Genomic DNA, 23,621 nt, shown 5'->3' on the forward strand with positions numbered 1-23,621 from the left:
GCCTCTTCTTCAACTGCATCCTTTAACCTGCCCCTATTTGCCACAATCCTTAGCGGGGCCAGGAGCCTTGCAGTCAATTACAATTCATCAGATATAAAGGTATTTAAAACTTCCTCTACCATGTTCCACTCTTCATCACTTTCGATAGGATAGAGACTGCCATTCAATTCATCGTCACTCTCTTGGTAAGAGAAAGCTTGAATTTCAATATCATCGCTGTCCCCTAAACCTGCTGGATAGAGCAGGACATAGGATTTACCAAAATCATCTGATTCGAAAGTAAATAGAATCTCATAGAGGCTCTCATTGCCCTCTTCATCATAAATGGTAATTAATTCTTTATTTTCTTCACTGGCCATTATTTCTCACGCTCTTTCTTGGTCTAAGTAGGTCTGTAAGATAAGAACTGCAGCAAGCTTATCGATCACCTGCTTGCGCTTCTTACGGCTCACATCCCCTGCTTCAATTAACATCCGTTCAGCCTGCATGGTCGTCAAACGCTCGTCTAAATAAACAACTTCTAGGTCAAAGTGTTGCTTCACCCTATCGCCATAAGCGCGTGAAGCTTCCGCACGGGGGCCTTCTGAATTATTCATATTTTTGGGTAGACCAATCACGACCTTGGACGCCTGGTAGCTGTCAATCAACTCACCCAAACGGTCTAAGCCAAATTCCTCTTGGTCTTCATTAATCTGAATGATCTCTAAACCTTGGGCAGTCAGTCCAAGGGGGTCGCTAACAGCGACCCCCACAGTTCTTGAACCAACATCTAATCCTAAATACCTCTTCATTAGACCTCGCGCCCACTCTTTTCCATATAACTGCGAATTAATTCTTCAATAATCTCGTCACGTTCATGATAACGAATTAGGTTGCGGGCCTGGTTATGCCGAGGAATGTAAGCTGGGTCTCCAGACAAGAGATAGCCTACAATCTGACTACTTGGATCATAGCCTTTTTCTACAAGTGCATCATATACGATATCCAGTGTTTCACGAACATTTTTTTCTTTATTCTCATCAAACTTGAAAAGAACTGTTTCATCTTTGACACTCATACCTTATCGCACCTCCAAATCTTTTAACATCATTTTAACCAAAATCTGACAGAAGTACAAGAAGCTAGCCCCTATGTAATCAAAACTTAAACTTGGGTTAACACCTTCTTCACCTCAGCTAGGGCATCAGGAATCCCCGCTGGGTTCTTACCGCCGGCTTGGGCCATGTCTGGACGGCCGCCACCACCCCCGTTAATCTTAGGCGCAATTTGCTTAATAATATCGCCTGCTTTGAGGCCCTTGTCGACCAAGTCCGCCTTAACAGCGACTAAGAGATTAGCCTTGCCCTTGTTTGAAGTAGCGAGAACGAGAAGGTCGGAGTCTGTTCTTTGCTTCCATTCGTCCGAAATCTTCCGTAGGTCGTCCATGTTGCGGTTAGGTAATTCTTGGGCGATCAGACGGATACCAGCTACTTCTTCTACATCTTGGAAGATATCCTTGGCTGCTTGGGCATTGGCCTTGGCATGGAGGGATTCAATTTCCTGGCTCATTTCTTTGTTTTGGCTTTCTAATTGTTTAATCCGATTTAAGATGCCATCTCTTTCCTTGGCCTTGCTTTCCACGCGAATATCTTCCAATAAGTCTTCTAAGCCCTGGAAGTATTGGATGGCAGCCTTAGAGGTTAGGGCTTCAATCCGGCGCACACCAGAGCCGACACCTGTTTCACTGGTAATCTTGAAGAGGCCGATCTCAGCGGTATTCTTCACATGGGTCCCCCCGCAGAGCTCAATCGACCAGTCCGCTACCTTGACCATGCGGACTTCATCCAACTTGTCATACTTGTCGGTAAAGAGGGCCATGGCTCCTTCTGCCTTAGCTGTATCAGCATCTGTAATCACCGTCTTCACAGGAATCGAATCATAAATTTTTTGGTTAACCTCATCTTCAATAGCTTGAAGTTGGTCCGCTTCGATGTGACCAAAGTAAGTAAAGTCAAAACGGAGGTAGCGGTCGTCTAAGAGAGAGCCCGCTTGGTTAACCTGGTCACCTAAGATATCCTTCAAGGCTTGGTGGAGCAAGTGGGTGGCTGTATGGTTCTTACGGATCAAGCTGCGACGCTCCTTGTCCACCACTAAGCGCACCTCTTGGTTGAGATCCAAGGACTGAATGGTTTCAATTTCATGCAGGTTCTGGTCATTAGGGGCGTGTTGGACATCCGTGACATAGGCCAATAATTCACCCGCTGGACTGTAAATGACACCAGTATCCCCGACCTGGCCCCCACGTTCGCCGTAGAAAGGTGTCTTGTCAGCGACTAAGTAGGCGACGCTATCAGCGGGAACATGGTCCACCAATTGGTCCTCATAAACTAGCGCATTGATCTGACCCAGGCTTTCTGTTTCTTGGTAGCCAGTAAACTGACTCGGCACGTCGAGCTCAGAAAGGACGGTCGATTGGACAGCCAAGCCCCCCATTTGTTTGCGGGCAGCCCGAGCTCGTTCACGTTGGGCTTGCATTTCGTCATTGAAACCTTGCTCATCAATGCCAAGGCCTTCTTTTTCCAAGAGCTCTTCGGTCAGTTCCAGTGGATAGCCGTAAGTATCATAGAGCTTAAAGGCATCTTGGCCGGAAAGGACCGTTTGATGATTTTCTTTGAGGGCCTGAATCATGTCATCGAGGATGGCTTGGCCTTCTTCAATGGTTTCTTGGAAGCGTTTTTCTTCCTGGCTGATGATGCTTTCGATGAAGTCTGCCTGTTGGCCAATATTTGGATAGTGGCTCCCCATCACTTCAGCCACAACGGGAACCAATTGGGCCAAGAAGGCTTCCTTAATCCCAAGTTGTTTAGCGTACATCACGCTGCGGCGGATTAAACGGCGGAGGATATAGCCCCGACCTTCATTGGAAGGTAAGGCCCCGTCACCGATGGCAAAGCTTACCGCCCGGACATGGTCAGCGATCACTTTGAAAGCCGTATTAATTTCTTTGTTTTCTCCGTAATGGTGGCCGTCAGTCAGCGGTTCAATGGCCTTAATAATCGGTACGAAGAGGTCGGTTTCAAAGTTAGTTTCCGTATTTTGGATGACGCTGGTGATCCGTTCTAACCCCATGCCGGTATCAATGTTCTTCTGTTCGAGGGGTTGGTAGCTTCCGTCAGGCATGTGGTTGAATTGAGAGAAAACCACATTCCAAATTTCGAGATAGCGTTCATTTTCGCCCCCTGGATACATTTCAGGATCGTCGTCCGCTAAATCTTGGAAAGCTTGACCCCGGTCAAAAAAGATTTCCGTATCTGGTCCACAGGGGCCTGCGCCTAAGTCCCAGAAGTTATCTTCTACGGGAACAAAGTGGTCTTCACTCAGTTGGGTGGTTTTACGCCAGATATTTAAACTCTCTTCATCGTCTGGATGATAGGTCATGTAGAGGCGGTCTTTGTCTAGTCCCAACCATTTCTCATCGGTAAGGAATTCCCAGGCCCAAGGGAGCATTTCTTCCTTGAAATAGTCCCCAATTGACCAGTTCCCTAACATTTCAAAGAAGGTTTGGTGGCGGGCAGTTACCCCGACATTCTCAATGTCATTGGTCCGGATACATTTTTGGGCATTGGCAATCTTTGGATTTTTAGGTTTTTCTGACCCGTCCAAATAATGTTTCAGGGCGGCTACCCCTGAGTTGATCCATAAGAGGGTCGGATCATCTTGGGGAACCAGCGAAGCGCTGGGATAGATATCGTGGGACTTGCTTTCCCAGAAATCTAAGAATAATTGCCGAATGTCTGCACTAGTTAATTGTTTCATCATATCCTCCTAAAAAAAATAACGGTGCTATTACAATAAAGGGCGCTTGAAACGCGGTACCACCTTTATTGTAATATCACCGTCTTTGATATTACCACTTCATTAGCTTGTTAACGCGAGCGCGGCAAATTTTCATCTGCGATTTTAAGAAGAGAGCGTCCATTGAGGAGTGAACGCTTGCACTATCCGTTCTCGCTAGAAGTCTCATGGATAAATTCTTCTCTAGATTTCAAATCATACTGATTATAATGCGTCTTAGGTCATGCTGTCAAGTCGCGGGCCCATTCTTCTAGAAATCATAGGGACTTAACCCATCCATCCCAATCATCGGGTCAATGGCCTGGCTAGCTACCAAGTCTGGGGTCAGTCGCTTAGGGCCCTGGTCAAGATCGGGGGCCTCGGCTTTTGAGGCTGCTTCTCTAGGGGGCTGTTTGTGTTCAGATTCTATTGCTTCCTTCTGACTCGCCGGAGACTCTTTACCGGCACGAATCAATAGGAAATCATAGAGCTGGGTCTGCCGGCTAGCGCCCTGGTGCTGGATAGCATGGGCAAAGGCCGCCTCTTCCCCGCACATAATCAGAGACTGCTTAGCCCGGGTAATAGCTGTATAGACCAGGTTGCGCTTGAGCATACGTTGGTGCTGGTGGACCAAGGGCAGGATGACAATAGGGAATTCCGAGCCCTGGGCCTTATGGATAGAGGTACAGTAGGCCAGGGTCAGCTGCTTCCAGTCGGTTCGCGTATAAGTCACCTCAACCTCATCGAAGGCTACCACGATTTCATCCGCCTTTGATGCGGTTTCTTTGGCAAAGAAGATGGCCACAATTTCCCCCATATCCCCATTAAAGACATTCTTTTCAGCCTGGTTTTGCAGCTGGAGCACCTTGTCCCCTACCCGGAATATCTTCTCAAAGTAGACCACTTCCCGCCGTCGGTTATCGGGATTGGGGTTTAAGCGCTCTTGGAGGACCTCATTGATGTGGTCGATTCCTGCCTCACCCTTGTACATGGGAGCGAGAACTTGGACATCGCGCAAAAGATAGTCCTTGGCCACGGCACGTTCGGCGATCTGGGCAACGATTTCCGCAATTTGCGCGCTCTGGGCCTTGATAAAGGACCGATCAGCGTGTTGGCGGGTCAGGTCTGGCGAGAGCAGGCCCTGCTTGATCTGGTGGGCCAATTCGGTAATCGAGGAGTCATCACTCTGCCGAAAAATTTCATCCAACTCTCGGGCTGGCGCGACCTGAGCCCTCAAGATGTCAGCCAGCACCTGACCAGGACCAACTGATGGCAACTGGTCCTCGTCCCCGACAAAGATGACCTGCATATAAGGCGGGATGCTCTCAAGGAGCTGGTAGGCTAACCAGGTATCCACCATGGACAGTTCATCGACAATCAAGAGGTCGGCTTCTAACATCTGCCCGATTCCCTCGACCCCTTCATCGGATTCATCCTTGGTCAGGCCGAGCAGGCGGTGGAGAGTCGAGGCGGGTAGACCAATTACTTCAGACATCCGCTTTGCCGCCCGTCCTGTTGGCGCGGCTAAAGCGATGGGATAACTATCCTCCAGATAGTCTTCCTCCGCCAAGGACAGGTTTTTAAGTCGGGCATAGACAGCAACAATCCCCTTAAGGACCGTCGTCTTCCCCGTCCCAGGTCCACCGGTTAGGACATAGAATTTGGATTGGAGGGCTTCTTTGATGGCTTGTTTTTGGGCATGGCCATATTTGAGATTCCACTCAATCTCAACCTGGTCAATGGCCCGGTCAATGGCTTCCTGGTCTAAATCCTGACCGAGCGGAGAGGCAATCATATCCGTCAGGCGGCGAGCAATGGTCTCCTCCTGTAAGAAGAGATGGGGCAGGGCCACCCGAGTCGAAGCTTCAGGGCAGATAAGGAGGCCTTCTTCCAGCATTTGGTCTAAAGTATCCTGGACAGCTTGAGCGGGCACCCGGTCCTGGTAGAGGCCCAGATTGACCTGGTCTGTCGCCACTTGTACCAGCTGGTCCGCTTCCACATAGGTATTGCCGGACCGGTAGCAGATTTCATAGAGGCAATAATTTAAGGCCCCTGCCAAACGCTTGGGACTATCATAGGCCAGGTCCATCTTAGCCGCTAGCTGGTCCGCCCGCTTGAAACCGAAGCCCTCAATCTCACGCACCAATTGATAGGGGTTCTCCTCGATCACTTCCACGGCTTGGTCCCGGTATTTCTCATAGATCCGAGCAGCCAGGCTAGACGAAAAGCCCCATTCGGAGAGCTGCATCATCACCCGCTGACTGCCCTGGTCTTCTTGGATCAACTCCACCAGCATGGTCCGCAATTTCTTGGATAGCCCTTTGACTTCCTTTAAGCGCTCCGGCTCAGCCAGGATCACATCGATGGCCTGGCTACCGAGGACTTCGACAATCCGGCTGGCCAAGGTCTTCCCAATGCCTGGAAACTGCGAGGAAGAAAAATAGCGAACCAAGCCATTCTTACTGGTGATTTTAACCGGTTCAAACGATTGGACTTGAAACTGGAGGCCATACTTGGCATGTTCAACCAAGTGACCATTAAATTGATAGGCCGTTCCTTCTTGAACTGAGACAAAATTCCCCGTCACGACAATTTTTTTCTCCGAGTACATGGTATTGGTTTCTTCTACAGAAATTTGCATCACCTTGTAATAATTAGTCGGATTCTCAAAGAAAACCGCCTGGATTTCCCCAATTATATAATCTAAATCCTCCGTCTGACTCATCTCCCTCCTCCTTTCATTGCCATTCCTATGCGCTCTACTCTTAGATATCAGCAGAGCCTTCAAACTTTAACACTCCACCTATTATAGCACAAGGCCCTCCCAAAGAAAAAAGCCCCAGATCTCTGTCTGGAGCTCATCCAATCCTTTACTGGTACTGCAGTTGCTTATCGCCTTGGTAGGCAGCATCGATGGTGCCCCCACCCAAGCACTCTTCCCCGCGGTAAAAGACAATAGCTTGGCCTGGTGTAATCGACCGGGCAGCTTCTTTAAAGGTCACCTTGGCTGTTCCATCGTCTTGAATTTGGACACGGACAGGCAGGTCCTTTTGCCGGTAGCGGGTTTTAGCTGTGCATTCAAAGTCCGTCTCTGACCAATCATCCTGGGTAAAGGAAAGGTCGCTGGCTGCTAGCCAATCCGCATAGAGCATGGGATGGTGGAAGCCTTGGCCCACATAGAGTTCATTCTTAGCTTGGTTCTTACCAATAACGAACCAAGGCTCATTGCCCTTGCTAGTCCCGCCAATGCCTAGACCCTTACGTTGGCCAATGGTATAGTACATAAGCCCGGCATGTTCACCCATTAGCTGGCCATCCAGAGTCAGCATCTTGCCGGGTTTAGCTGGCAAGTAATTGGAGAGAAAGCTCTTGAAATTCCGCTCTCCAATAAAGCAAACCCCTGTGGAATCTTTCTTATGGGCAGTGGCTAGGTCGTTTTCTTCAGCGATTTTACGGACTTCCGACTTCTCCAAGTGGCCGATGGGGAAGAGAGCTTTCTGCAACTGGTCTTGAGACAATTGGTTCAAGAAATAGGTTTGGTCCTTATTATTATCCTGGCCTCTCAGGAGGTGGACACGGCCATCCTCATCACGGCGGACTTGGGCATAGTGGCCCATAGCGATATAGTCCGCTCCCAACTCTTCAGCATAGGCTAAGAAGGCCTTAAATTTAATTTCTTTATTGCACATCACGTCCGGATTAGGTGTCCGGTCCTTCTTATACTCATCTAAAAAATAAGTAAAGACCCGGTCCCAATACTCTTTCTCAAAATTGACAGAGTAATAAGGAATGCCAATCTGTTCAGCAACCTTGGCTACATCTTGATAGTCTTCAGTCGCCGTACAGACACCATTCTCATCCTTTTCATCCCAATTCTTCATGAAAAGGCCAATGACTTCATAGCCCGCTTCTTTCAATAAGAGCGCGGAAACACTAGAGTCTACCCCTCCAGACATGCCGACAATGACACGTTCTTTCTTTGCTTCTGACACAACATCACCATCTTTCTTTATAAATTTACGATTGAAGGTCGTATTTGTGTTGTGTTAACATCTCCCTATTCTACGGCCTCCCCAAGGAAATTTCAAGTGAGATTGCTCTGAAGGACAATCCTAACAAAAGAATGGTCAAATAAGGGCTTTCATGTTATAACTCTCCTAGGGTTTAAACTGCGCGATAATAGAAAGGAGGCATGACATTTATAGGTTAGAGAGCATTAAAATTAACAACGAAGTAATTGAATTACTCCAATTTCTATGGCAAACCGTAGCGACTGGAAACAAAGGCAGCGATTCCTACATCTCAGATATTGTGTCAAATCCCGCGATGGAAGCCATTTATACGGAAGACTTCGACCAAGAAACTGCCCGGATGGTTCTTTCTGCTATCGTTAATAAGGAATCTTTAGCAGAAGCCAGTCCGAAAGCTAAGGAATTTTATGACTTTAACTTCTTTAACGCCGATGATCCGGGTAACGTTGAGATGATGCTCCCCATTGTTAAACAATTAAATGTGTACCAATTAAAGGATGTCTTTAATTGTGATACCCGTTTCAATAAACTCATCATTAATTTCGTCGGAGCTTATGATATTAGCCACGTGATTGAAGAGAACGTCTTAGCCATCAACTTCTTTAAGCTCGGCATTGATTGGGCGACCATGGATCAAGCCCTCATCGAAGGCCAAAGCCTTGAAGACTTTATCCAAGCTTGCGCCAAAGAAATCCTCAACTAAGATAAAAAAATAGAGAGCCTGGAACAACAATTCCAGGCTCTCTATTTTTCTATATTTCATAATGGAGCCTTACAGCCCCTTCAGCCAAGCCTCACTTATTCAGAAACTACTTGGATGATTTGATATTTTTCCATGTCGGCTAAGATAAAGTCCAAGGCCTCTACGAAGTCCGCCATGCCATCTGACTTAAAGACATTGACCGTCTTCAAGCCTTTTTGATTGGTCACATTCATTTTAAGCCCTGTTAGTTCTTTATCCACAGTGATCTTCAAGCGCACGGCACGGGCACTGGCGAAATCAGGTTTCACTTCCTGGTCATACTGGAAATTGCCTGATTTTGTTTCGACAAAATGATAGTCACGCAAGCTATATTTTTTACAGTCAGGATGGAGCTGGTAAACTTTAGCTCCCCCTGGTAACTTTGCGGTTTTTGGATAAGCCATAGAATCCTCCTTATGAATCAAAACTAGCTAATCGATCAAGCACTTGGTCAAGCTCAGCCTGGCTGGTATGCGGATCAAAAGATAGGCGCAAGCTTTGACGAATGCGGTCATCTTCTTCCCCATACAAATTGACCAAGACGCGGCTAGGCTCTAAAGACCCCGCACTACAAGCAGACCCAGCTGATAAGTAAATATCTTGGAGGTCACACTTGATCAGAGTTTGGTCACTCGGGTGTCCCGGCCAATAAATATTTAAAATATTCGCCAGTTCAGCTTGCTGAGGCCCGTTAATTTGGAAATTGAGCCCTCGCGCTTCAGCTCCATCGAGGAAATATTGGCGTAGAGAGCGCAATTTTTCCATCCGCTCAGCCATATTATCCTTGGCCAAGTCAACCGCCTTGGTCAAGCCAGCAATGAGAGGGTAACTTTCGGTAGAGGCCCGCTTGCCATGTTCCTGACCGCCCCCGGGCAGGTAAGACTTGAAGTTCTGGTTACTGTCTCGATAGTAAAGAAAACCGATTCCCTTGGGCCCATGGATCTTATGCGCCGAAAGAGCCAAGGCGTCAATATGGAGGGCTTCCACATCAATCGGCACCTTCATATAAGTTTGTACCGTATCAGTGTGGAAAAAGATTCCTCGCTCCTGGCAAATCTTCCCGACCTCTTCAATCGGTTGGAGACTGCCCAATTCATTATTCCCATGCATAATCGATACAATAATGGTATCTTCACGCAAGGCCGCTTGGAAGTCATCCAGTGAAATATGCCCATCTTGGTCTATATCTAGATAAGTCACTTCAAAACCTTGGTCTTCCAGACGGTGCATGCATTGGTAGACGCTGGAATGCTCCACCTGGCTTGAGATAATGTGACGTCCCTGTGACTGTAAGCGCTCAGCAGTCTCTAGGAGGGCCGTCGTATTGGCTTCCGTTCCGCTTGAGGTAAAGATAATATCCTCCGCCTTGGCGTTCAAGGTCCCCGCAATCGTCCGCCGGCAGGACTCAATCTTATGGCGGACGTCTCGGCCTAATTGATAAGTGCTTGAGGGATTCCCAAAGTCATTCAAAAAGGCATCTGTCATGCAGGCCACCACATCGGGATGGACAGGGGTGGTTGCTGCATAATCTAAGTAAATAGCCAATTCTGATTCCTCCTTAATCTTTAAATATTTTTTCAGGGAAAAGATAGGCAAGTAGGTCTTTGGAAATACGTCGTCCCTTGCCCTGGGCGGGATAAATATGCATCATCATCATGGGATTATAATTGGCTTCAATTAAGGCATAGTTATCTGCCTGGGCCGCTTGATGGCGGTCTCTGATCATCAGGTCAAGCCCCGTCACCTTAACGTCTAGGGCCTGGGCCATTTGACTAGCCAGTTCCAGATAAGATGGATCCATATCGTCCGTCACATCGATGGAATCGCCCCCCGTCGAAATATTAGAATTCTCTCTTAAAGGAACAATTTCATCTGCTTCAGGGACGCTATCGAAGTCATAACCGTAAGCTTCTAAGACCAAAGCCGCTGACCGGTCTAGGCTGATCTTTTCCAAGGGGGTCCGGTGGTTCTCGCCCCGCTTAGGATCTTGGTTCTTGAGATCAACTAGTTCACGGATACTGTGCTGGCCGTCTCCTTTAACAAAGGCCGGAACCCGGAGCAATACGGCTAAACACTTGCTATCGAGAACGAAGAAACGATATTCAGTCCCCTCGGCAAATTCCTCCACGAGAACCGTATCATCATAGCCAAAAGCAATATCAAAAGCTTCTCTAAGGCCTTCCTGGCTCGCCCCTTCTTTAAAGATGGAGATGCCTACCCCCATATTCGTCGATTTGGGTTTGACGACTACTTTCTTGTCCACAAAGAGCCCGGCTGCAGCCTGGGCAGCGTCTAGTGAGTTAAAAGTCTGGCTCTTAGGCACCGTAAAACCGGCCGCCTGGAGCAGGTCCTTGGTCACGACCTTATTGCCCATCAAATAATAAGAGATCAGCGAATCTTTGCCCGTAATATTAGCATTCTTGACATATTCCGTATGGTCCCGGTAGGTCAAGGCAATTAACTGGTCTTGCCGGTCCAAAATATCAATCCACAAGCCTTGTTGGATCGCATCCGCCAATAGGATCTGAGTCGATAATTCCATATCCTCAAAGCCTCCTAAGAGATAAGGATGGGCAAGTGCCGCTTCCTTATTGGCCTTGGCATGGTCTAAATTATTCGCTAGCCAGGTGTCGACGGTTGGATTGTTTGTCACCAAGCGCCCACTCGGGGTCAGGCTAGGGTCCAGTAGGCGCTGGCGCATACTGTCAATGAGCGGATTGAGAGTGTCGGAAACGCCTAAGCTTTCCACCATCTCGGTCATGCCCTCTAAGAGGTTGAGTCCTTCTTCCTGGTAAGCAGTTGGCTGGAGCGTTTCTTCTTCTGCAACCTCTAACTTCATCTCATAGCCCTGGTAAACGTCGGGCATCTGGCAGTCCATATCAGCCCATACTAGGTAGAGAATGAAATATTTCATGAAACGGATGTCATCCAGACCAATCCCGTAAGCTTCCTCCGCTTGGATATCAAAGAGGCGGAATTCCAGATACTTAATCCCTGTCTCCAAGAGGCCTCGAGCTTGCTTAGCCCCACGCAGGCGGACATTGGAGTAGAATTCCTTCTCAGCAATCAGGCGACCATCCTTAACATTGGCTTCTAATTCTTCCACATAGTCTGGAAGGTTATCGTAGGTGTAGGTCACATCTTTCTTATTAACATAGCCCAAATGGGAATTGCGGATGCTCCGGATAGGATGGGGGAAAATATCTTCTGCCCGATTATAGAAGGAGTCATGGGCGCTCGGTGTCGCGCCAAATAAATAGACAATCAGCCACTCATAGCGCAAGAAATTACGGGCTAAGCGCAAATAAAAGGCCGTTGTGAATTCTTTGATAGAGGCATAGCCTTGGTCATCGGCCTGGTAGAAGATTTCTAACAGGTCTTGGTCAAAACCAAAGTTAAAATGAATGCCAGAAATCATCTGCACCTTCTTGCCATAAGCCTTGACTAGGTACTCCCGATAAGCCACATCTTCAACTTTGTCGAGGTCAGCCACATGGATGGCATCATCTTCTGGTAAAACGGGAGGCATGCTGGAAGGCCAGAGCAATTCATCCTCTGCCAATGATCTTAGAGCTACTTGGTGGATGGCCTCAAGCCAATGGTAAACCCCCTCTTCTGAGTAAACAGGAGGAGTCACCAACTCCAATTGGGACTCCGCAAAGTCTCTTTGGATATACTTGTTATCTGAACTGCCATCAACAGCAGATGGATGGGGGCTTCGTGCTAAGTCTCCATTTGTTTTGATACGGTGGCCTTCGCGCTCAATACCGAGCGACACATGCTGGAAGGCGGTTTTCAGTTCGGGGTGTGCATTAAGGAAAGCTTGAAAATGACGCATACACAGCTCCTTCTCTCTTTTTATAAATTTAGATAGACTATATGACTATTTTAGCACGGGGATCCGGTATTCGCACAGATTTAAACTTAATTTAATTATTTTTAGTAAGTAAATTCCTTTCAGTCTTGATTTATAGTATATTAGAATAAGAAGATAAACTAAAGGAGGTAATCATATGGCCCAAGCAAAAGCCCCGCTCGCTTATCGGATGCGGCCTCAAAAAATCGAGGATATGCTCGGCCAAGCCCACTTAATTGGCCCCAAACAAATTATTCGGCGGATGGTGGAAGCCAACCGTCTCAGTTCTATGATTCTCTATGGCCCACCTGGAACGGGTAAGACCAGCCTGGCCCAGGCCATTGCTGGGTCACTCGATATCCAACTGCGCCAGCTCAATGCAGCAACGGACACTAAGAAAGACCTCCAACAAGTCGCTGCCGAAGCTAAAATGAGCGGGCAAATCATCCTGCTCTTAGACGAAATCCACCGTTTGGACAAGGCCAAGCAAGACTTCTTGCTCCCCCACTTGGAAAACGGACGCATTATCCTAATCGGTGCGACGACCGAAAACCCCTATATCAGCATTAACCCAGCCATCCGTAGCCGGACGCAAATCTTCCAGCTCGAACCCCTCAGCCAGGCTGATATCAAGCAAGGCCTAGAGAAAGCTCTGGCCGATGAGGAAAGAGGGCTCGGCAAGTTAGCCATTCAAATCGATGACGCCGCCCTAGACCACCTGGCCCAAGCCTCAAACGGGGACATCCGCTCTGCCCTTAATGCCCTGGACTTGGCGGCTCTCTCAACCCCTGAAGACGACCAGGGCCAGATCATCATTGACCTCGCAACGGCCGAGAATTGTATCCAGAAGAAGTCCTTCAGCCACGATGCGGATGGCGACCAGCACTATGATGTCATCTCCGCCTTCCAGAAGAGTATTCGCGGGTCGGACGTTGATGCTGCCCTCCTCTATGCGGCTCGTTTGATGGAAGGGGGCGACTTAAAAGTCCTCTGCCGTCGCCTCTTAATTACGGCTTACGAAGATATCGGTCTAGCCAATCCAGAAGCCTGCCAGAGAACCCAGGCAGCGGTCGATGCCGCCCTTCAAGTTGGCTACCCGGAAGCCCGAATTCCCCTAGCTAATGCCATCATTGACCTGGCTCTATCCCCCAAGTCCAATTCAGCCATCAAGGCTATCGATGCTGCCTTAGCTGATGTTCGCCAAGGCAAAGCTGGCCTTGTCCCCAAACACCTGCGCGACGGCCACTATGCAGGCTCTAAAGCCCTCGGCCATGGCCAAGGCTACCGCTACCCCCACGACTACCCAAACCACTGGGTCGCCCAAGACTACCTGCCTGATACCCTCAAAGGTAAACATTACTACCAGGCTGGTCAAACCGGTAAGTACGAACAAGCCCTCGGACAGATGCAAGCCTACCGAGAAAAATTAAAAAAAGGATAAGTTAAAACTTTCAGGCGTAATCGCTTGCATTTTTTAGTATCTAATGATAAATTATAAGAGAAGAGTTCTGAAGTGTACGTGTTATTCCTTTAATGTGTTGACCGAACAAATTTTACTATCTAGGGATTCGTGAACTCCAGTGGAGGACACGCCCCATCACGGGGAAGTCTGAAGCTGGATAGCGAAACCCACCTGCACTTAAGAGAGCGGGTTCAATACAGATAGAGCACACGGCACCTGTCGGAGCTCTTTTTTTGTATTTTTTACCTAGCTGTTTTATAAAGCTATCGACATTTTGTTTCGATAATTCGAAATTGAATCAGACACCTTTATATACCAACTAGTTTTGCTTAAAAGTAAAGCAAATGTTTACCCAATCAATTGAGTAAACTACCATTTATGAAAAGACTTGTGAAATCTTAAGCTCACAACAATGAAATCGATTTAATTTTTTCAAAAAGATGTTATAATAGAGGTAAAGAAGGAGTGTGATCACTATGTATCAAGAGTATTCACGTATTTTAGCCCCTATTGATGGTTCTAAAGAAGCTGAACTAGCTTTCAAAAAGGCGGTCCATGTGGCAAAGCGCAATAACGGTGCCCTAGTCATCGCTCATATTATTGATACACGTGCTGTCCAAACCCCAACCGGCTATGAAGGCGCCTATACCAATGAATTAGTGGAACAAGCTTCTAGCGTTCTCAATGATTACAAGACTTACGCTGAAAAAGAAGGCGTCCAGGAAGTTGAAACCATTATTGACTATGGTTCACCAAAAGTTCAAATTGCTAAAGACCTAGCCTTGGAAAAGGAAATTGATCTGATTATGATCGGGGCCACTGGGCTGAATGCAGTTGAACGCCTCTTCATCGGTTCTGTTTCAGAATACGTTATCCGCAATGCCCCTTGCGACGTCCTAATCGTCCGGACCGACCTGGAAAACAATGAATACCATCGCAAATAGTATAAGATTAAAAGAGACAGGCCAAGCGCTTGTCTCTTTTAATGGAATCAGTCTTTTTATATCATCTAATTCGAAACATGATTTGATCGAATCGCAAATAAGTGTATGTATTAAAAAGTCCATTTACTAAATCTCTTGCTTTTAAAAATAGATATCTAGTAATTAACTAAGGTATTATTTCTATATCAAATGCTTTTGAGCAAGAGTGAAGCTTTGAATTTGATCGTTAGCCATGAACGAGCAAGCGATGTGAATTAGGGACAGTTGGCGCAAGCTTTACTAGCCAAAACCTGCTCCAAAAGTCAGCTCTGACTCCACTTCACAAAGGCTGGCAGAGCCTCTAACAAGGCTCTGCCAGCCTTTGCTCCAGTGATTCAGAGCTCCCGACTTTTGTCACACTCTAACTTTGAAGCTCGCTAGGCGAGAGACCTTGGCCCGAACCGGTGCTATGCTTTAGCCGTTGGAGCTTTAGCGACTTACGGATAAAGTACAAGACGGCTTTAGCCGTGTTGATCCGCTAAACATTTAACGATCAAATTCAAAAGCGGAACGGATGCTCGCCTGCAGAATTTGGGAAAGGGCCTTCAATAAGGCAAAATCTTATTTTTCAAAGTAAAAAAGCGTGCCTCTGACTCAGCTGAGCCAGAAAGCACGCTTTTCTTTTAATAATGATTGACTCTAGATATTACCTAGACGTACGGTATCGCGGACAATCATCAATTCTTCATCAGTTGGAATTGTCCAGATAGCTACTTTGGAATCATCAGCTGAAATCTTAGCTTCATCGCGAGTATCATTGCGTTCGCTATCTAATTTAATACCAGCCCATTCCATGTCTTTACAAATTTCTTCACGGAAGGAAGCGGAGTTTTCGCCGACACCAGCAGTGAAGACAATAACATCAGCTCCACCCAGAACGGTTAAGTAGGAACCAACATATTTACGAACACGGTCATAGTAGATATCTAAAGCCACTTGGGCACGTTCATTGCCTTCAGCCGCAGCTGCTTCAACGTCACGCATATCAGAAGAGACGCCTGAGATACCCAATAAGCCAGACTTCTTATTCAAGATAGTAATCATTTCATCCATGCTGAGGCCTTCTTTTTCCATGATGTATTGGAGTAAGGAAGGATCAACGTCGCCGGAACGGGTCCCCATAGTAATCCCAGCTAGAGGGGTGAAGCCCATTGAAGTATCTACAGACTTGCCGCCGTCAACCGCTGTAATCGAACCACCATTCCCGATATGGCAGGTAATGATCTTGAGGTCCTTAATGTCTTTACCTTCTAATTCAGCAGCACGTTCTGCCACATACTTATGAGAGGTACCGTGTGCGCCATAGCGACGGGCTTGGTGTTTTTCATAGTATTCAAAAGGCACAGAATAGAGATAAGCCTTTTCTGGCATAGTGGTGTGGAAGGAGGTATCAAAGACACCCACAGTTGGTTTGCCAGGTAGAACTTTTTGGAAAGCACGGATAACCTTAGCTTCTGCTGGGTTATGTAGAGGGGCAAAGTCAGCCAATTCTTCTACTTTTTGAATGTCTTCTTCATCAAGTAAGGCAGAGTCTTTAAAGTGTTCGCCCCCTGCCACAATCCGGTGGCCAGAGCCAGCGATTTCATCAAAGCTTTCAATCACTTTAAGCTCTTCTAATTTTTTGAGTAAGTGGTTGATCGCAACTTCATGATCTTCAATATCTAGGGTTTCTTCATGCTTTTCCCCTTGGAATTTAACGGATACGATCGAATCTTTTAAGCCGATCCGTTCGATAATACCAGATGAAATCGCTTCTTCAGAAGGAACTTCATAGATTGAGAATTTTAAACTAGATGAGCCTGCATTAATTGCAAAAACTTTTGACATACTTTTTCTCCTCTTCACATAAGTTTTTATTATGGTACAACTAGGTACGATACTTTTATTATAACACGTCTTGGGTCCACTTGCTAAAACTGTCTATGAATTTCTCCATATTTTCTTGATCTTTTAGGTCAGGTATATCACCAATGAGCACGTTTTCAGCTTGTTTGGCCGCAGCGCCCTGCTTTTGCACCATAAGAACCGACTTGCGCGCCTTGGCTTGGCGGAAGAGTTCCGCTGGCAAGTTTAGAAAGGCTTGGAAGTAACCGGTCTGGGTGATGGCTTGGACCAATTGAGCAGAATAGTCTTCCTGGAGAATCTGGGTAGGCACTAAGAAGATCCCCCAGGCCCCTTCTTGCATATACTTCAGACTCTGTTCGATCATCAGATAATGGGCATAAGCGTGGGGCGTCCCCTGGTCCATAGTATTAGCTTTGAAGGCCTTGGCCTGTTCATCGAGAGGGTAATAGCCCACTGGCAAGTCAGCCACTACCAAGTCTACTGGCTCCAAGAGTAAATTCTGGAGGACATCACCGTAATAGAGCTTGGCTTGCCGGTCCAAGAATTTAAAGGACTGGTCAGCAATCGCTAAGAGTAAGTCGTCATTGTCATAGCCTACTGAAGCCACTTGGTAGCCCCCTTCTTCAAGGCCTCTCTGGACCATCAAGAGCAGGTTGCCTGTCCCTACTGTTGGGTCAAAGACTTTGAGCGGCGTCTCTTTAGACTGCCCCCTCGTTTGGAGCAAACGGCTCGCGAAATAGGTCAAAAGCATGGCAATGCCAGCTGGGGTCATCTGGTGGTTGGCTTGGAGCTGGTCCTGGCGCTCAGCTTCTAGGAAGATCAATTGGAGAACTTGCAGGCGTTCGCGCTCAGAGAACTTATCCCAATCGACTTGGTCATAAAGGGTTTGGATCCTTTGAGCAGTCTCAGGATCAGGCTGGCCATCGATCACTTGGAGGACCCCGTTAGCAATATTTTGCAGATTTTCATGCCAGGCCTCCGTGTAAGAGAAGTCGAGGGCTTCCATCATGATTTGGTTGGCTTGGTTCAGTTTGTCATAGGCTGCTTGGATGTGTTCAGTCGACACGTTAAACCTCCTTAATGAAAAAGGTCGATTCCCCTTCATTCAAAGTAGAATCGACCTGATTTTCTTTCTCGTAATTAAGCTTCTACTGGATACACAGAAACTTGTTTTTTGTTCTTGCCCTTGCGTTCGAAACGAACAACGCCGTCTACAAGTGCGAATAAAGTATCATCGCCACCGCGACCTACATTGATCCCTGGATGTACTTTAGTCCCGCGTTGACGGTAAAGGATTGAACCGCCAGTTACTTCTTGACCATCAGCACGTTTAGCACCTAAACGTTTAGCTTCTGAATCACGACCGTTGGCAGTTGAGCCGCCACCTTTTTTGTGGGCGAAGAATTGTAAATTCATTTTTAACATGTGAGCTTCCTCCTTTATTAACTTACCCTTGGACATATTGGACATAGTCTGGATAATTACTTGCGATATCCTCCTTCAAGGCCAGTTGGCACTGCTCGAATAGGATATCAACGAGCGCTCTTTGTTCAGCCGTCAGTTCCCGGGGGAGTTCGACATAGAGATAACCCGCCTCAGGGTCGGATTCGACCAGGGCTTGGATACCTGCCATGCGTTCAAGGTTATTGACTAAAGCAATGCTCAGAGCTGAAACCCCCGCACAGACAACGTCTTCCCCGTAGTCACCGGCCATAGCATGGCCTGAAATTTCCATGCTGACAAAGTGCTTGTCTTGATTTTCTTTAAATTGAACCTTAATCATGCTTAAGCATTGATGCTGTTGATGGTTAATTTAGTGTAAGGTTGACGGTGACCTTGTTTACGACGTGAGTCTTTCTTCTTGATGTATTTGAAAGTAGTGACTTTCTTTTGACGGCCGTGTTTTTCAACAGTTGCTTCAACACTTGCCCCATCAACGAGAGGAGTTCCCACTTTAACTTGGTCGCCTCCAACGAAGACAACTTGGTCAAAAGTGACTTTTTCGCCAGCTTCAACATCTAATTTTTCAACGTAGATTGTTTGGCCTTCTTCAACTTTAACTTGTTTTCCACCTGTTTTGATAATTGCGTACATGTAACGCACCTCCTTAAATAACTTAGACTCGCCATGGTAAGCGGCCTTGGCACTTGAAAGCTTACAATGAGCGGTTGCAGATCTGGTGGTCACAGAAATACAACGCTATTATGTTACCATTTCCTAAAGAGGAGGTCAAGTCTTATTTAAAAATAATTTTCTCCATAAATTTCTCTAGGAAGAGGGCTACTGCTAATAGGTCTGCCGCGCCGCCAGGGCTTACATTGTAGTAAATACAAGCCTGGTTGAAACGGTCGAGTTCTTTGATTAGGTCGTGGTCGGACAAGTCCTGGTCGAGGAGCTGGCGGCTGGTCAATTGGAGCCAATGATAGGCTTCAATCCCTCCTCTTTTTAAGACATTGGTGTCTTCAACCCTGGACATGAGATAGAGGAGGAGCCGGTGTTCGGCTGTTTTCGGATGATTTTGGCGCATGGCTTTGAGGAAGTTAAGGCCTGCCATGATGAGAGTAGGATAGCCCTTCTCTGCTTCTTCGCGGATACCTTTGATCCCGTATTCCAGGTACATCTTTTCCCCATGGGTCAGCTGACTTTTCTGGTCGAGATTGGCCCAGTCCTTAGTGATTAAGCCCTGGGTCATGTTCTGGATCATGGTTTGAATGCTTTCCAGAACTTTTTCTTTTTCCGCATGGAGGCTGGGATGCTTATCGCTCTGAGGGCAAGGACCTTTTAAGAGGTCAATATCGCCGTGGGTCACCATGACGGCAGCCGTCGCCGCTAAAAAGATACCCATGGAGAAGACAATGCCCTTATGCGTGTTCACCCCGCCTGTTGCCTGGAACATGTCCTTCTCTGCTTCAACCCCAGCCTGGCGCAGGGCTTGGAAGAGGGGTTGGGGACGCTGGTCATTATATCCCAACTGAGCGGCTTGAATAAAATAAGGAAAGAGAGCCGTTGCGCTTTCGACAAAGAGTTTAGGGGTCATATCGTCATGGGCCCCATTATTGGTCGGATCAACCAGACCTGGCTTAGGCCAGACCATGATTTCACGAAGGACCCCCTGTTCCGCGAGCTGGGCTAGGAGTAAGGTTTCATCTTTCGATTTAACGGCTACACTTTGGCTAGGACTAAGCTGGAAGTCCTCTGCTAGGCTGAGCTCTTCTTCGGGAACATCCAAGTTATTATTTTGTTGGCTTTCGCGCTCCACAGCTAGGCGGATGTGTTTTTCAGATGTTGCCAGGTGCTTATAGATCACTTCCTGGAGCTTATCGAAACGCTGTTCCTTCATATAATGGTAAATTACCCAGTGGTCATCCAGGGCAGCCCGCCGCCGCTGCCGGTCATTAATGGACAAAGAACGGAAACGGCTGAGGTATTCATAAAGGGTGGAGACAATACTCTGCAAGCGCGGCATCTGAGCCTGCTCATAGATATATTCATTGAATCCCTTCCAAGAAGAAGTCAAGCCTTCAAGACTAGCCCCTTCATAGGCCGCCTCCCCCCGGTTAAGGATGCCCTCCAAGTCTTTAAATTCTTTGTCTCCCATCTTTTTAGCCGCATTAATGGTCGCGATTGTATCCAAGCTCTTTCTTAATTGATAGATTTCAGCTACGTCTTCGGCCTTAATATTCTTGACCATATAGCCATGCTGGGGAATATACTCCACTAGCCCCTCTTCTTCCGCCCGGCGCAAAGCCTCCCGGATCGGGGTCCGGCTAATATTCAGGGAATCGGCATAAACTTTTTCGTTAATCCGTTCGCCGACAGGGATGGTCCCGTCGAGGATGACCATCCTAAGCCCTTCGTAAACGATTTGACTGAGTGTCTTTCCTCCCTTTTGGCTTTCCGTCCGGCAGTACTGGACCAAGCGGTCTTTTTCTGCCATCTTATCACCTCTCTAAAAGCTTAGTTTCACTTTTTTATAAATTAAATATATTAAATCATCCATAGTATCTACTCCATAAAGGCCGACTAGCCTACTAGAGTCTTGAATCACTTTACTTCACTAATTCAGACCTACAACTTTCCTCACACGCTACTTATATTATAAATGAAAAACCTAGCAGAAACATCTGCTAGGCGAAATTAATTTCTTTTTTAGCTAAAGCTTAGCTTTTAATCTTCTTAATGGTATCAATAATGGTCCCATCGCGGTATTCAACCAAGGCAACCACTTGGTCTTCGAATTCTAAGTCCTTAGGCGTGCCTACCAAGTCATAGGCTTTTTCTTTTAAGGCTTCGATGGTCGTTAATTCAACCCCTGCGGCTTGGAGGCTGTCAATCAAGTCTTGACGCTGTGGGTTAACAGCAATGCCATTATCGGTCACTACCACGTCAACACTTTCTCCTGGCGTAGTGACAGAGGTTACCCGGTCCTTGATGGAAGGAATCCGGCTCCGCACAAGAGGCGTTACAATGATCGTTACCTTGGCCCCTGCTGATGTATCGGGGTGGCCGCCTGGTGCCCCTTGGATCATGCCATCTGAACCTTGGACCACGTTAACATTGAAGTCGGTATCCACTTCCAGAGCGCCGAGGATCACATAATCGAGATAGTTAACATAGGCCCCCTTATTGAAAGGATTGGCGTATTCAGAGGTTGAGATTTCAAAGTGGTTAGGCGTTTCATGGACTGAAGCCACGGAAGCTGTATCGAAATCTTGGGTGTCTAAGATAGCTCCAATATAGCCTTCTTTGAGCAGGTTGACCATGGGTTCGGTGATCCCACCAAGGGCCCAACCCATCTTAATCCCCTTAGCATCCATATAAGGCTTGAGGAAGCGGGTAACGGCGAGTGAAGATCCGCCAGCCCCTGTTTGGAAGGTGTAACCATCTTCAAAGTAAGGGGTGTTAACAACCACTTCAGCTGCACTTTGGGCAATCTTTAATTCGCGCGGGTCATCGGTCAAGCGGATGGCACCGGAAGCAATCTTAGCTGGGTCTCCCACTTCATCGATTTCAACCACATAGTCCACATAGATAGAGGAAATGCTAGCCGGATGGTTGGGCGTTGGCACTAGGGTATCGGTTAAGACAACCACCTTGTCCGCATACTCAGCATCCACATTGGCATAGGAGAGGACGCCACAGTCTGACCGTCCCCCTTTACCTGAGGCATTCCCTAATTCATCGGCAGAGGGTGCCCCGATAAAGGCCACATCGATATGGACTTGGCCGGTCTCAATGGCACGGACCCGACCGCCGTGTGTCCGAATCATGGCCGGATGTTTCAACTTACCAGTCGAAATGGCTTCGCCCACTTCGTCTCTCACCCCAGAGGATGAAATCCGGGTAATGGTGCCGTCTTCGATCATCGGTACAATGTCTTTAGCTGCCTTGCCCAAACTGGAAGCACAGATATAAAGATCCTTGATCCCCATTTCATGGATGGCCTTCATCACGGTTGGCATGGTGTAGTCCCCATTCCGGAAGTGGTGGTGGAAGGAAATGGTCATCCCATCTTTAAGGCCAGTCTTTTCAATAGCTTCTTTTAGAGAAACTAGTTTGGATTGGTCTGAGCGGACATTGGCCCGTGTTTTAGGCGTCGCCTTTTGGTAGTCATAATCTTGCCGGTAGTCAAGGCCTTGGTAGACTTCAACACCGTCCGCTAGTAATTCTTCTGGTATATCGCGTCCAACTGCGTTTTTCATGCTAAATCCCCCTTATAGAGCCCGGATGCCTTGGCAATGTCCAGTGTCCGCTGAGCCCCTTCAACCCAGGCTACGTCCACCATCTTGCCATCAACGACCAGTACACCAATCCCTTTCCGTTTGTTCTCTTCTAAAGCTAAAATAATATTTTCAGCATTGCGGATTTCCTTGGCACTTGGTGTAAAGACATCGTGAAGCGGTGCAATTTGTTTTGGACTAATCAAGGACTTGCCGTCGAAGCCCATGTCCTTGATGAGTTCTGTTTCCTTGGTCAAGCCTTCAATATTGTCCACATCTGTATAAACGGTATCGAAGGCCATAATGCCTGCCGCCCGAGCAGCCATTAAGATCATCGACCGGGCAACAAATAATTCTTCTCCGCCTTCTGTAACCTGGGCGTGAAGTTCCCGGCGATAGTCCCCTGCGGATAGGGCAATCCCCATCATGCGCTCACTGGCTTCGGCAATCTCTTTAGCATTAAAGACAGCGGTTGGTGATTCGATGGCCCCCATAATCATGGTTGAGCCCTTTTCCACACCAAATTCTTCTTCCGCTTCTTCGATTAAGCCTTCAACAATATGGACATCCTCTGCAGTCTCGGTCTTAGCAATCCGAATACCATCGCATTGCCCCGCCACAGCGGCCCGAATATCTTCCTTATAGTAAGGCGTATCGAGTGGGTTAATCCGCACCCAAATTTCGGTTTCCCCGTAATCTAAATACTTGAGCGTGTTGTAGAGTTGAATACGTGCAGAATCCTTTTCGTTTTCTGATACCGCGTCCTCTAAGTCCAGGATCACACAGTCTGGTCCGTAGACATAAGGATCCTTGACTAAAGAAGCCCGCTGGGTATTCAGAAACATCATCGTTCTTCTTACTGATCTTCTCATAGCTTCGTCCCCCATGGTAAACCTTCTGTTTGATTGATTGATCTAAAAATTGCTGTCTGTACGCGCGAACGGATGGTACAATCTAGAGCTCCATGGTCATCGGCATAGAGCTTAACCCCGTCCACTTCTAATTGGTCTAAAACCTCTTCAATGGTCGCCTCAATAGCTTCTCCAAATTGGGCATAGACGGTTGAGTCCACTTGAATTTGACGGCTTGTAGCAGGTTCAACCGTGACCCGAACATCGCTCGACTCGATGGTTCCTGCCTGAGCCTTATCTTGTAATTCCATAGCGTCT

At 47.3% G+C, this 23,621-nt stretch carries 21 protein-coding genes, 1 other RNA gene and 1 other annotated feature; of the genes, 4 read left to right on the forward strand and 18 right to left on the reverse strand.

Features of this window, described 5'->3' with window-relative positions; all coding sequences use genetic code 11:
- Positions 1-77: 77 nt before the first annotated feature.
- The 6 genes from AWM72_RS00745 to mnmA all read right to left on the reverse strand — a co-directional run bounded on the left by AWM72_RS00745 (position 78) and on the right by mnmA (position 7,805).
- Positions 78-359, reverse strand: a complete 282-nt coding sequence (locus tag AWM72_RS00745; RefSeq protein WP_067971742.1) for a DUF1292 domain-containing protein — start codon at positions 357-359, stop codon at positions 78-80.
- A gap of 6 nt (positions 360-365) precedes the next feature.
- On the reverse strand, positions 366-791 hold the full coding sequence (gene ruvX, locus AWM72_RS00750) for a Holliday junction resolvase RuvX (RefSeq protein WP_067971747.1): 426 nt from the start codon (positions 789-791) through the stop codon (positions 366-368).
- Positions 791-1,057: an IreB family regulatory phosphoprotein gene (locus AWM72_RS00755; RefSeq protein ID WP_067971750.1), complete on the reverse strand. Its 267-nt coding sequence runs from the start codon at positions 1,055-1,057 to the stop codon at positions 791-793. Before AWM72_RS00755 ends, ruvX begins: the two co-directional genes overlap by 1 nt.
- Before the next feature lie 86 nt (positions 1,058-1,143).
- Entirely contained in the window at positions 1,144-3,795 is a 2,652-nt protein-coding gene (alaS, locus tag AWM72_RS00760) for an alanine--tRNA ligase (protein WP_067971751.1), read from the reverse strand.
- A gap of 289 nt (positions 3,796-4,084) precedes the next feature.
- Positions 4,085-6,538 (reverse strand): SF1B family DNA helicase RecD2, encoded by a 2,454-nt coding sequence (gene recD2, locus AWM72_RS00765; protein WP_067971754.1) that lies wholly within the window; start codon positions 6,536-6,538, stop codon positions 4,085-4,087.
- Positions 6,539-6,683: 145 nt separating this feature from the next.
- Positions 6,684-7,805, reverse strand: a complete 1,122-nt coding sequence (gene mnmA / locus AWM72_RS00770; protein WP_067971757.1) for a tRNA 2-thiouridine(34) synthase MnmA — start codon at positions 7,803-7,805, stop codon at positions 6,684-6,686.
- 229 nt (positions 7,806-8,034) lie between these two features.
- Here mnmA and AWM72_RS00775 point away from each other — a divergent pair, with 229 nt between their 5' ends.
- Positions 8,035-8,547, forward strand: a complete 513-nt coding sequence (locus AWM72_RS00775) for a TDE2712 family protein (RefSeq protein WP_455297196.1) — start codon at positions 8,035-8,037, stop codon at positions 8,545-8,547.
- 95 nt (positions 8,548-8,642) lie between these two features.
- Here the strand turns inward: AWM72_RS00775 and AWM72_RS00780 are convergent, their stop codons facing one another.
- From AWM72_RS00780 to gshAB, 3 genes are read right to left on the reverse strand one after another with little or no spacing between them, the layout of a single operon-like run.
- Positions 8,643-8,990 carry a hypothetical protein gene (locus tag AWM72_RS00780; RefSeq protein WP_067971762.1) on the reverse strand — a complete coding sequence of 116 codons (348 nt, stop codon included), beginning with the start codon at positions 8,988-8,990 and terminating at the stop codon, positions 8,643-8,645.
- A 10-nt stretch (positions 8,991-9,000) separates the two neighbouring features.
- Complete coding sequence (locus AWM72_RS00785) at positions 9,001-10,131, reverse strand: cysteine desulfurase family protein (RefSeq protein WP_067971765.1); 1,131 nt, start codon at positions 10,129-10,131, stop codon at positions 9,001-9,003.
- A 13-nt stretch (positions 10,132-10,144) separates the two neighbouring features.
- Positions 10,145-12,424, reverse strand: coding sequence for a bifunctional glutamate--cysteine ligase GshA/glutathione synthetase GshB (gene gshAB, locus AWM72_RS00790; protein WP_067971767.1), 2,280 nt, complete (start codon positions 12,422-12,424; stop codon positions 10,145-10,147).
- A 175-nt stretch (positions 12,425-12,599) separates the two neighbouring features.
- Here gshAB and AWM72_RS00795 point away from each other — a divergent pair, with 175 nt between their 5' ends.
- The 3 genes from AWM72_RS00795 to AWM72_RS00805 all read left to right on the forward strand — a co-directional run bounded on the left by AWM72_RS00795 (position 12,600) and on the right by AWM72_RS00805 (position 14,848).
- On the forward strand, positions 12,600-13,883 hold the full coding sequence (locus AWM72_RS00795) for a replication-associated recombination protein A (RefSeq protein WP_067971771.1): 1,284 nt from the start codon (positions 12,600-12,602) through the stop codon (positions 13,881-13,883).
- Positions 13,884-13,944: 61 nt separating this feature from the next.
- A non-coding RNA gene (gene ssrS / locus AWM72_RS00800) (6S RNA) lies at positions 13,945-14,134 on the forward strand.
- A gap of 246 nt (positions 14,135-14,380) precedes the next feature.
- Positions 14,381-14,848: a universal stress protein gene (locus AWM72_RS00805; RefSeq protein WP_067971775.1), complete on the forward strand. Its 468-nt coding sequence runs from the start codon at positions 14,381-14,383 to the stop codon at positions 14,846-14,848.
- Between the two features lie 678 nt (positions 14,849-15,526).
- Here the strand turns inward: AWM72_RS00805 and AWM72_RS00810 are convergent.
- The 9 genes from AWM72_RS00810 to citD form a co-directional block, all read right to left on the reverse strand.
- Positions 15,527-16,714, reverse strand: a complete 1,188-nt coding sequence (locus AWM72_RS00810; RefSeq protein ID WP_067971778.1) for an acetate/propionate family kinase — start codon at positions 16,712-16,714, stop codon at positions 15,527-15,529.
- A 58-nt stretch (positions 16,715-16,772) separates the two neighbouring features.
- Positions 16,773-17,798, reverse strand: a complete 1,026-nt coding sequence (locus AWM72_RS00815; RefSeq protein ID WP_067971781.1) for a class I SAM-dependent methyltransferase — start codon at positions 17,796-17,798, stop codon at positions 16,773-16,775.
- 74 nt (positions 17,799-17,872) lie between these two features.
- Positions 17,873-18,157, reverse strand: a complete 285-nt coding sequence (gene rpmA, locus AWM72_RS00820) for a 50S ribosomal protein L27 (RefSeq protein WP_067971784.1) — start codon at positions 18,155-18,157, stop codon at positions 17,873-17,875.
- A gap of 22 nt (positions 18,158-18,179) precedes the next feature.
- Positions 18,180-18,515: a ribosomal-processing cysteine protease Prp gene (locus AWM72_RS00825; protein WP_067971786.1), complete on the reverse strand. Its 336-nt coding sequence runs from the start codon at positions 18,513-18,515 to the stop codon at positions 18,180-18,182.
- Positions 18,516-18,517: 2 nt separating this feature from the next.
- Complete coding sequence (rplU, locus tag AWM72_RS00830; RefSeq protein WP_067971788.1) at positions 18,518-18,826, reverse strand: 50S ribosomal protein L21; 309 nt, start codon at positions 18,824-18,826, stop codon at positions 18,518-18,520.
- Positions 18,827-18,840: 14 nt separating this feature from the next.
- Positions 18,841-18,912, reverse strand: a sequence feature (ribosomal protein L21 leader region).
- Positions 18,913-18,968: 56 nt separating this feature from the next.
- The gene (gene citG / locus AWM72_RS00835) at positions 18,969-20,669 is read right to left on the reverse strand and encodes a triphosphoribosyl-dephospho-CoA synthase CitG (RefSeq protein WP_067971799.1); all 1,701 of its coding nucleotides are present in this window, start codon (positions 20,667-20,669) and stop codon (positions 18,969-18,971) included.
- A gap of 223 nt (positions 20,670-20,892) precedes the next feature.
- On the reverse strand, positions 20,893-22,434 hold the full coding sequence (citF, locus tag AWM72_RS00840) for a citrate lyase subunit alpha (protein ID WP_067971803.1): 1,542 nt from the start codon (positions 22,432-22,434) through the stop codon (positions 20,893-20,895).
- Positions 22,431-23,324, reverse strand: a complete 894-nt coding sequence (locus AWM72_RS00845; RefSeq protein WP_067976477.1) for an aldolase/citrate lyase family protein — start codon at positions 23,322-23,324, stop codon at positions 22,431-22,433. Before AWM72_RS00845 ends, citF begins: the two co-directional genes overlap by 4 nt.
- The gene (gene citD / locus AWM72_RS00850; protein WP_067971807.1) at positions 23,321-23,614 is read right to left on the reverse strand and encodes a citrate lyase acyl carrier protein; all 294 of its coding nucleotides are present in this window, start codon (positions 23,612-23,614) and stop codon (positions 23,321-23,323) included. Before citD ends, AWM72_RS00845 begins: the two co-directional genes overlap by 4 nt.
- Positions 23,615-23,621: the final 7 nt, after the last annotated feature.

It is taken from the genome of Aerococcus sanguinicola (assembly GCF_001543145.1).
Lineage (GTDB): Bacteria > Bacillota > Bacilli > Lactobacillales > Aerococcaceae > Aerococcus > Aerococcus sanguinicola.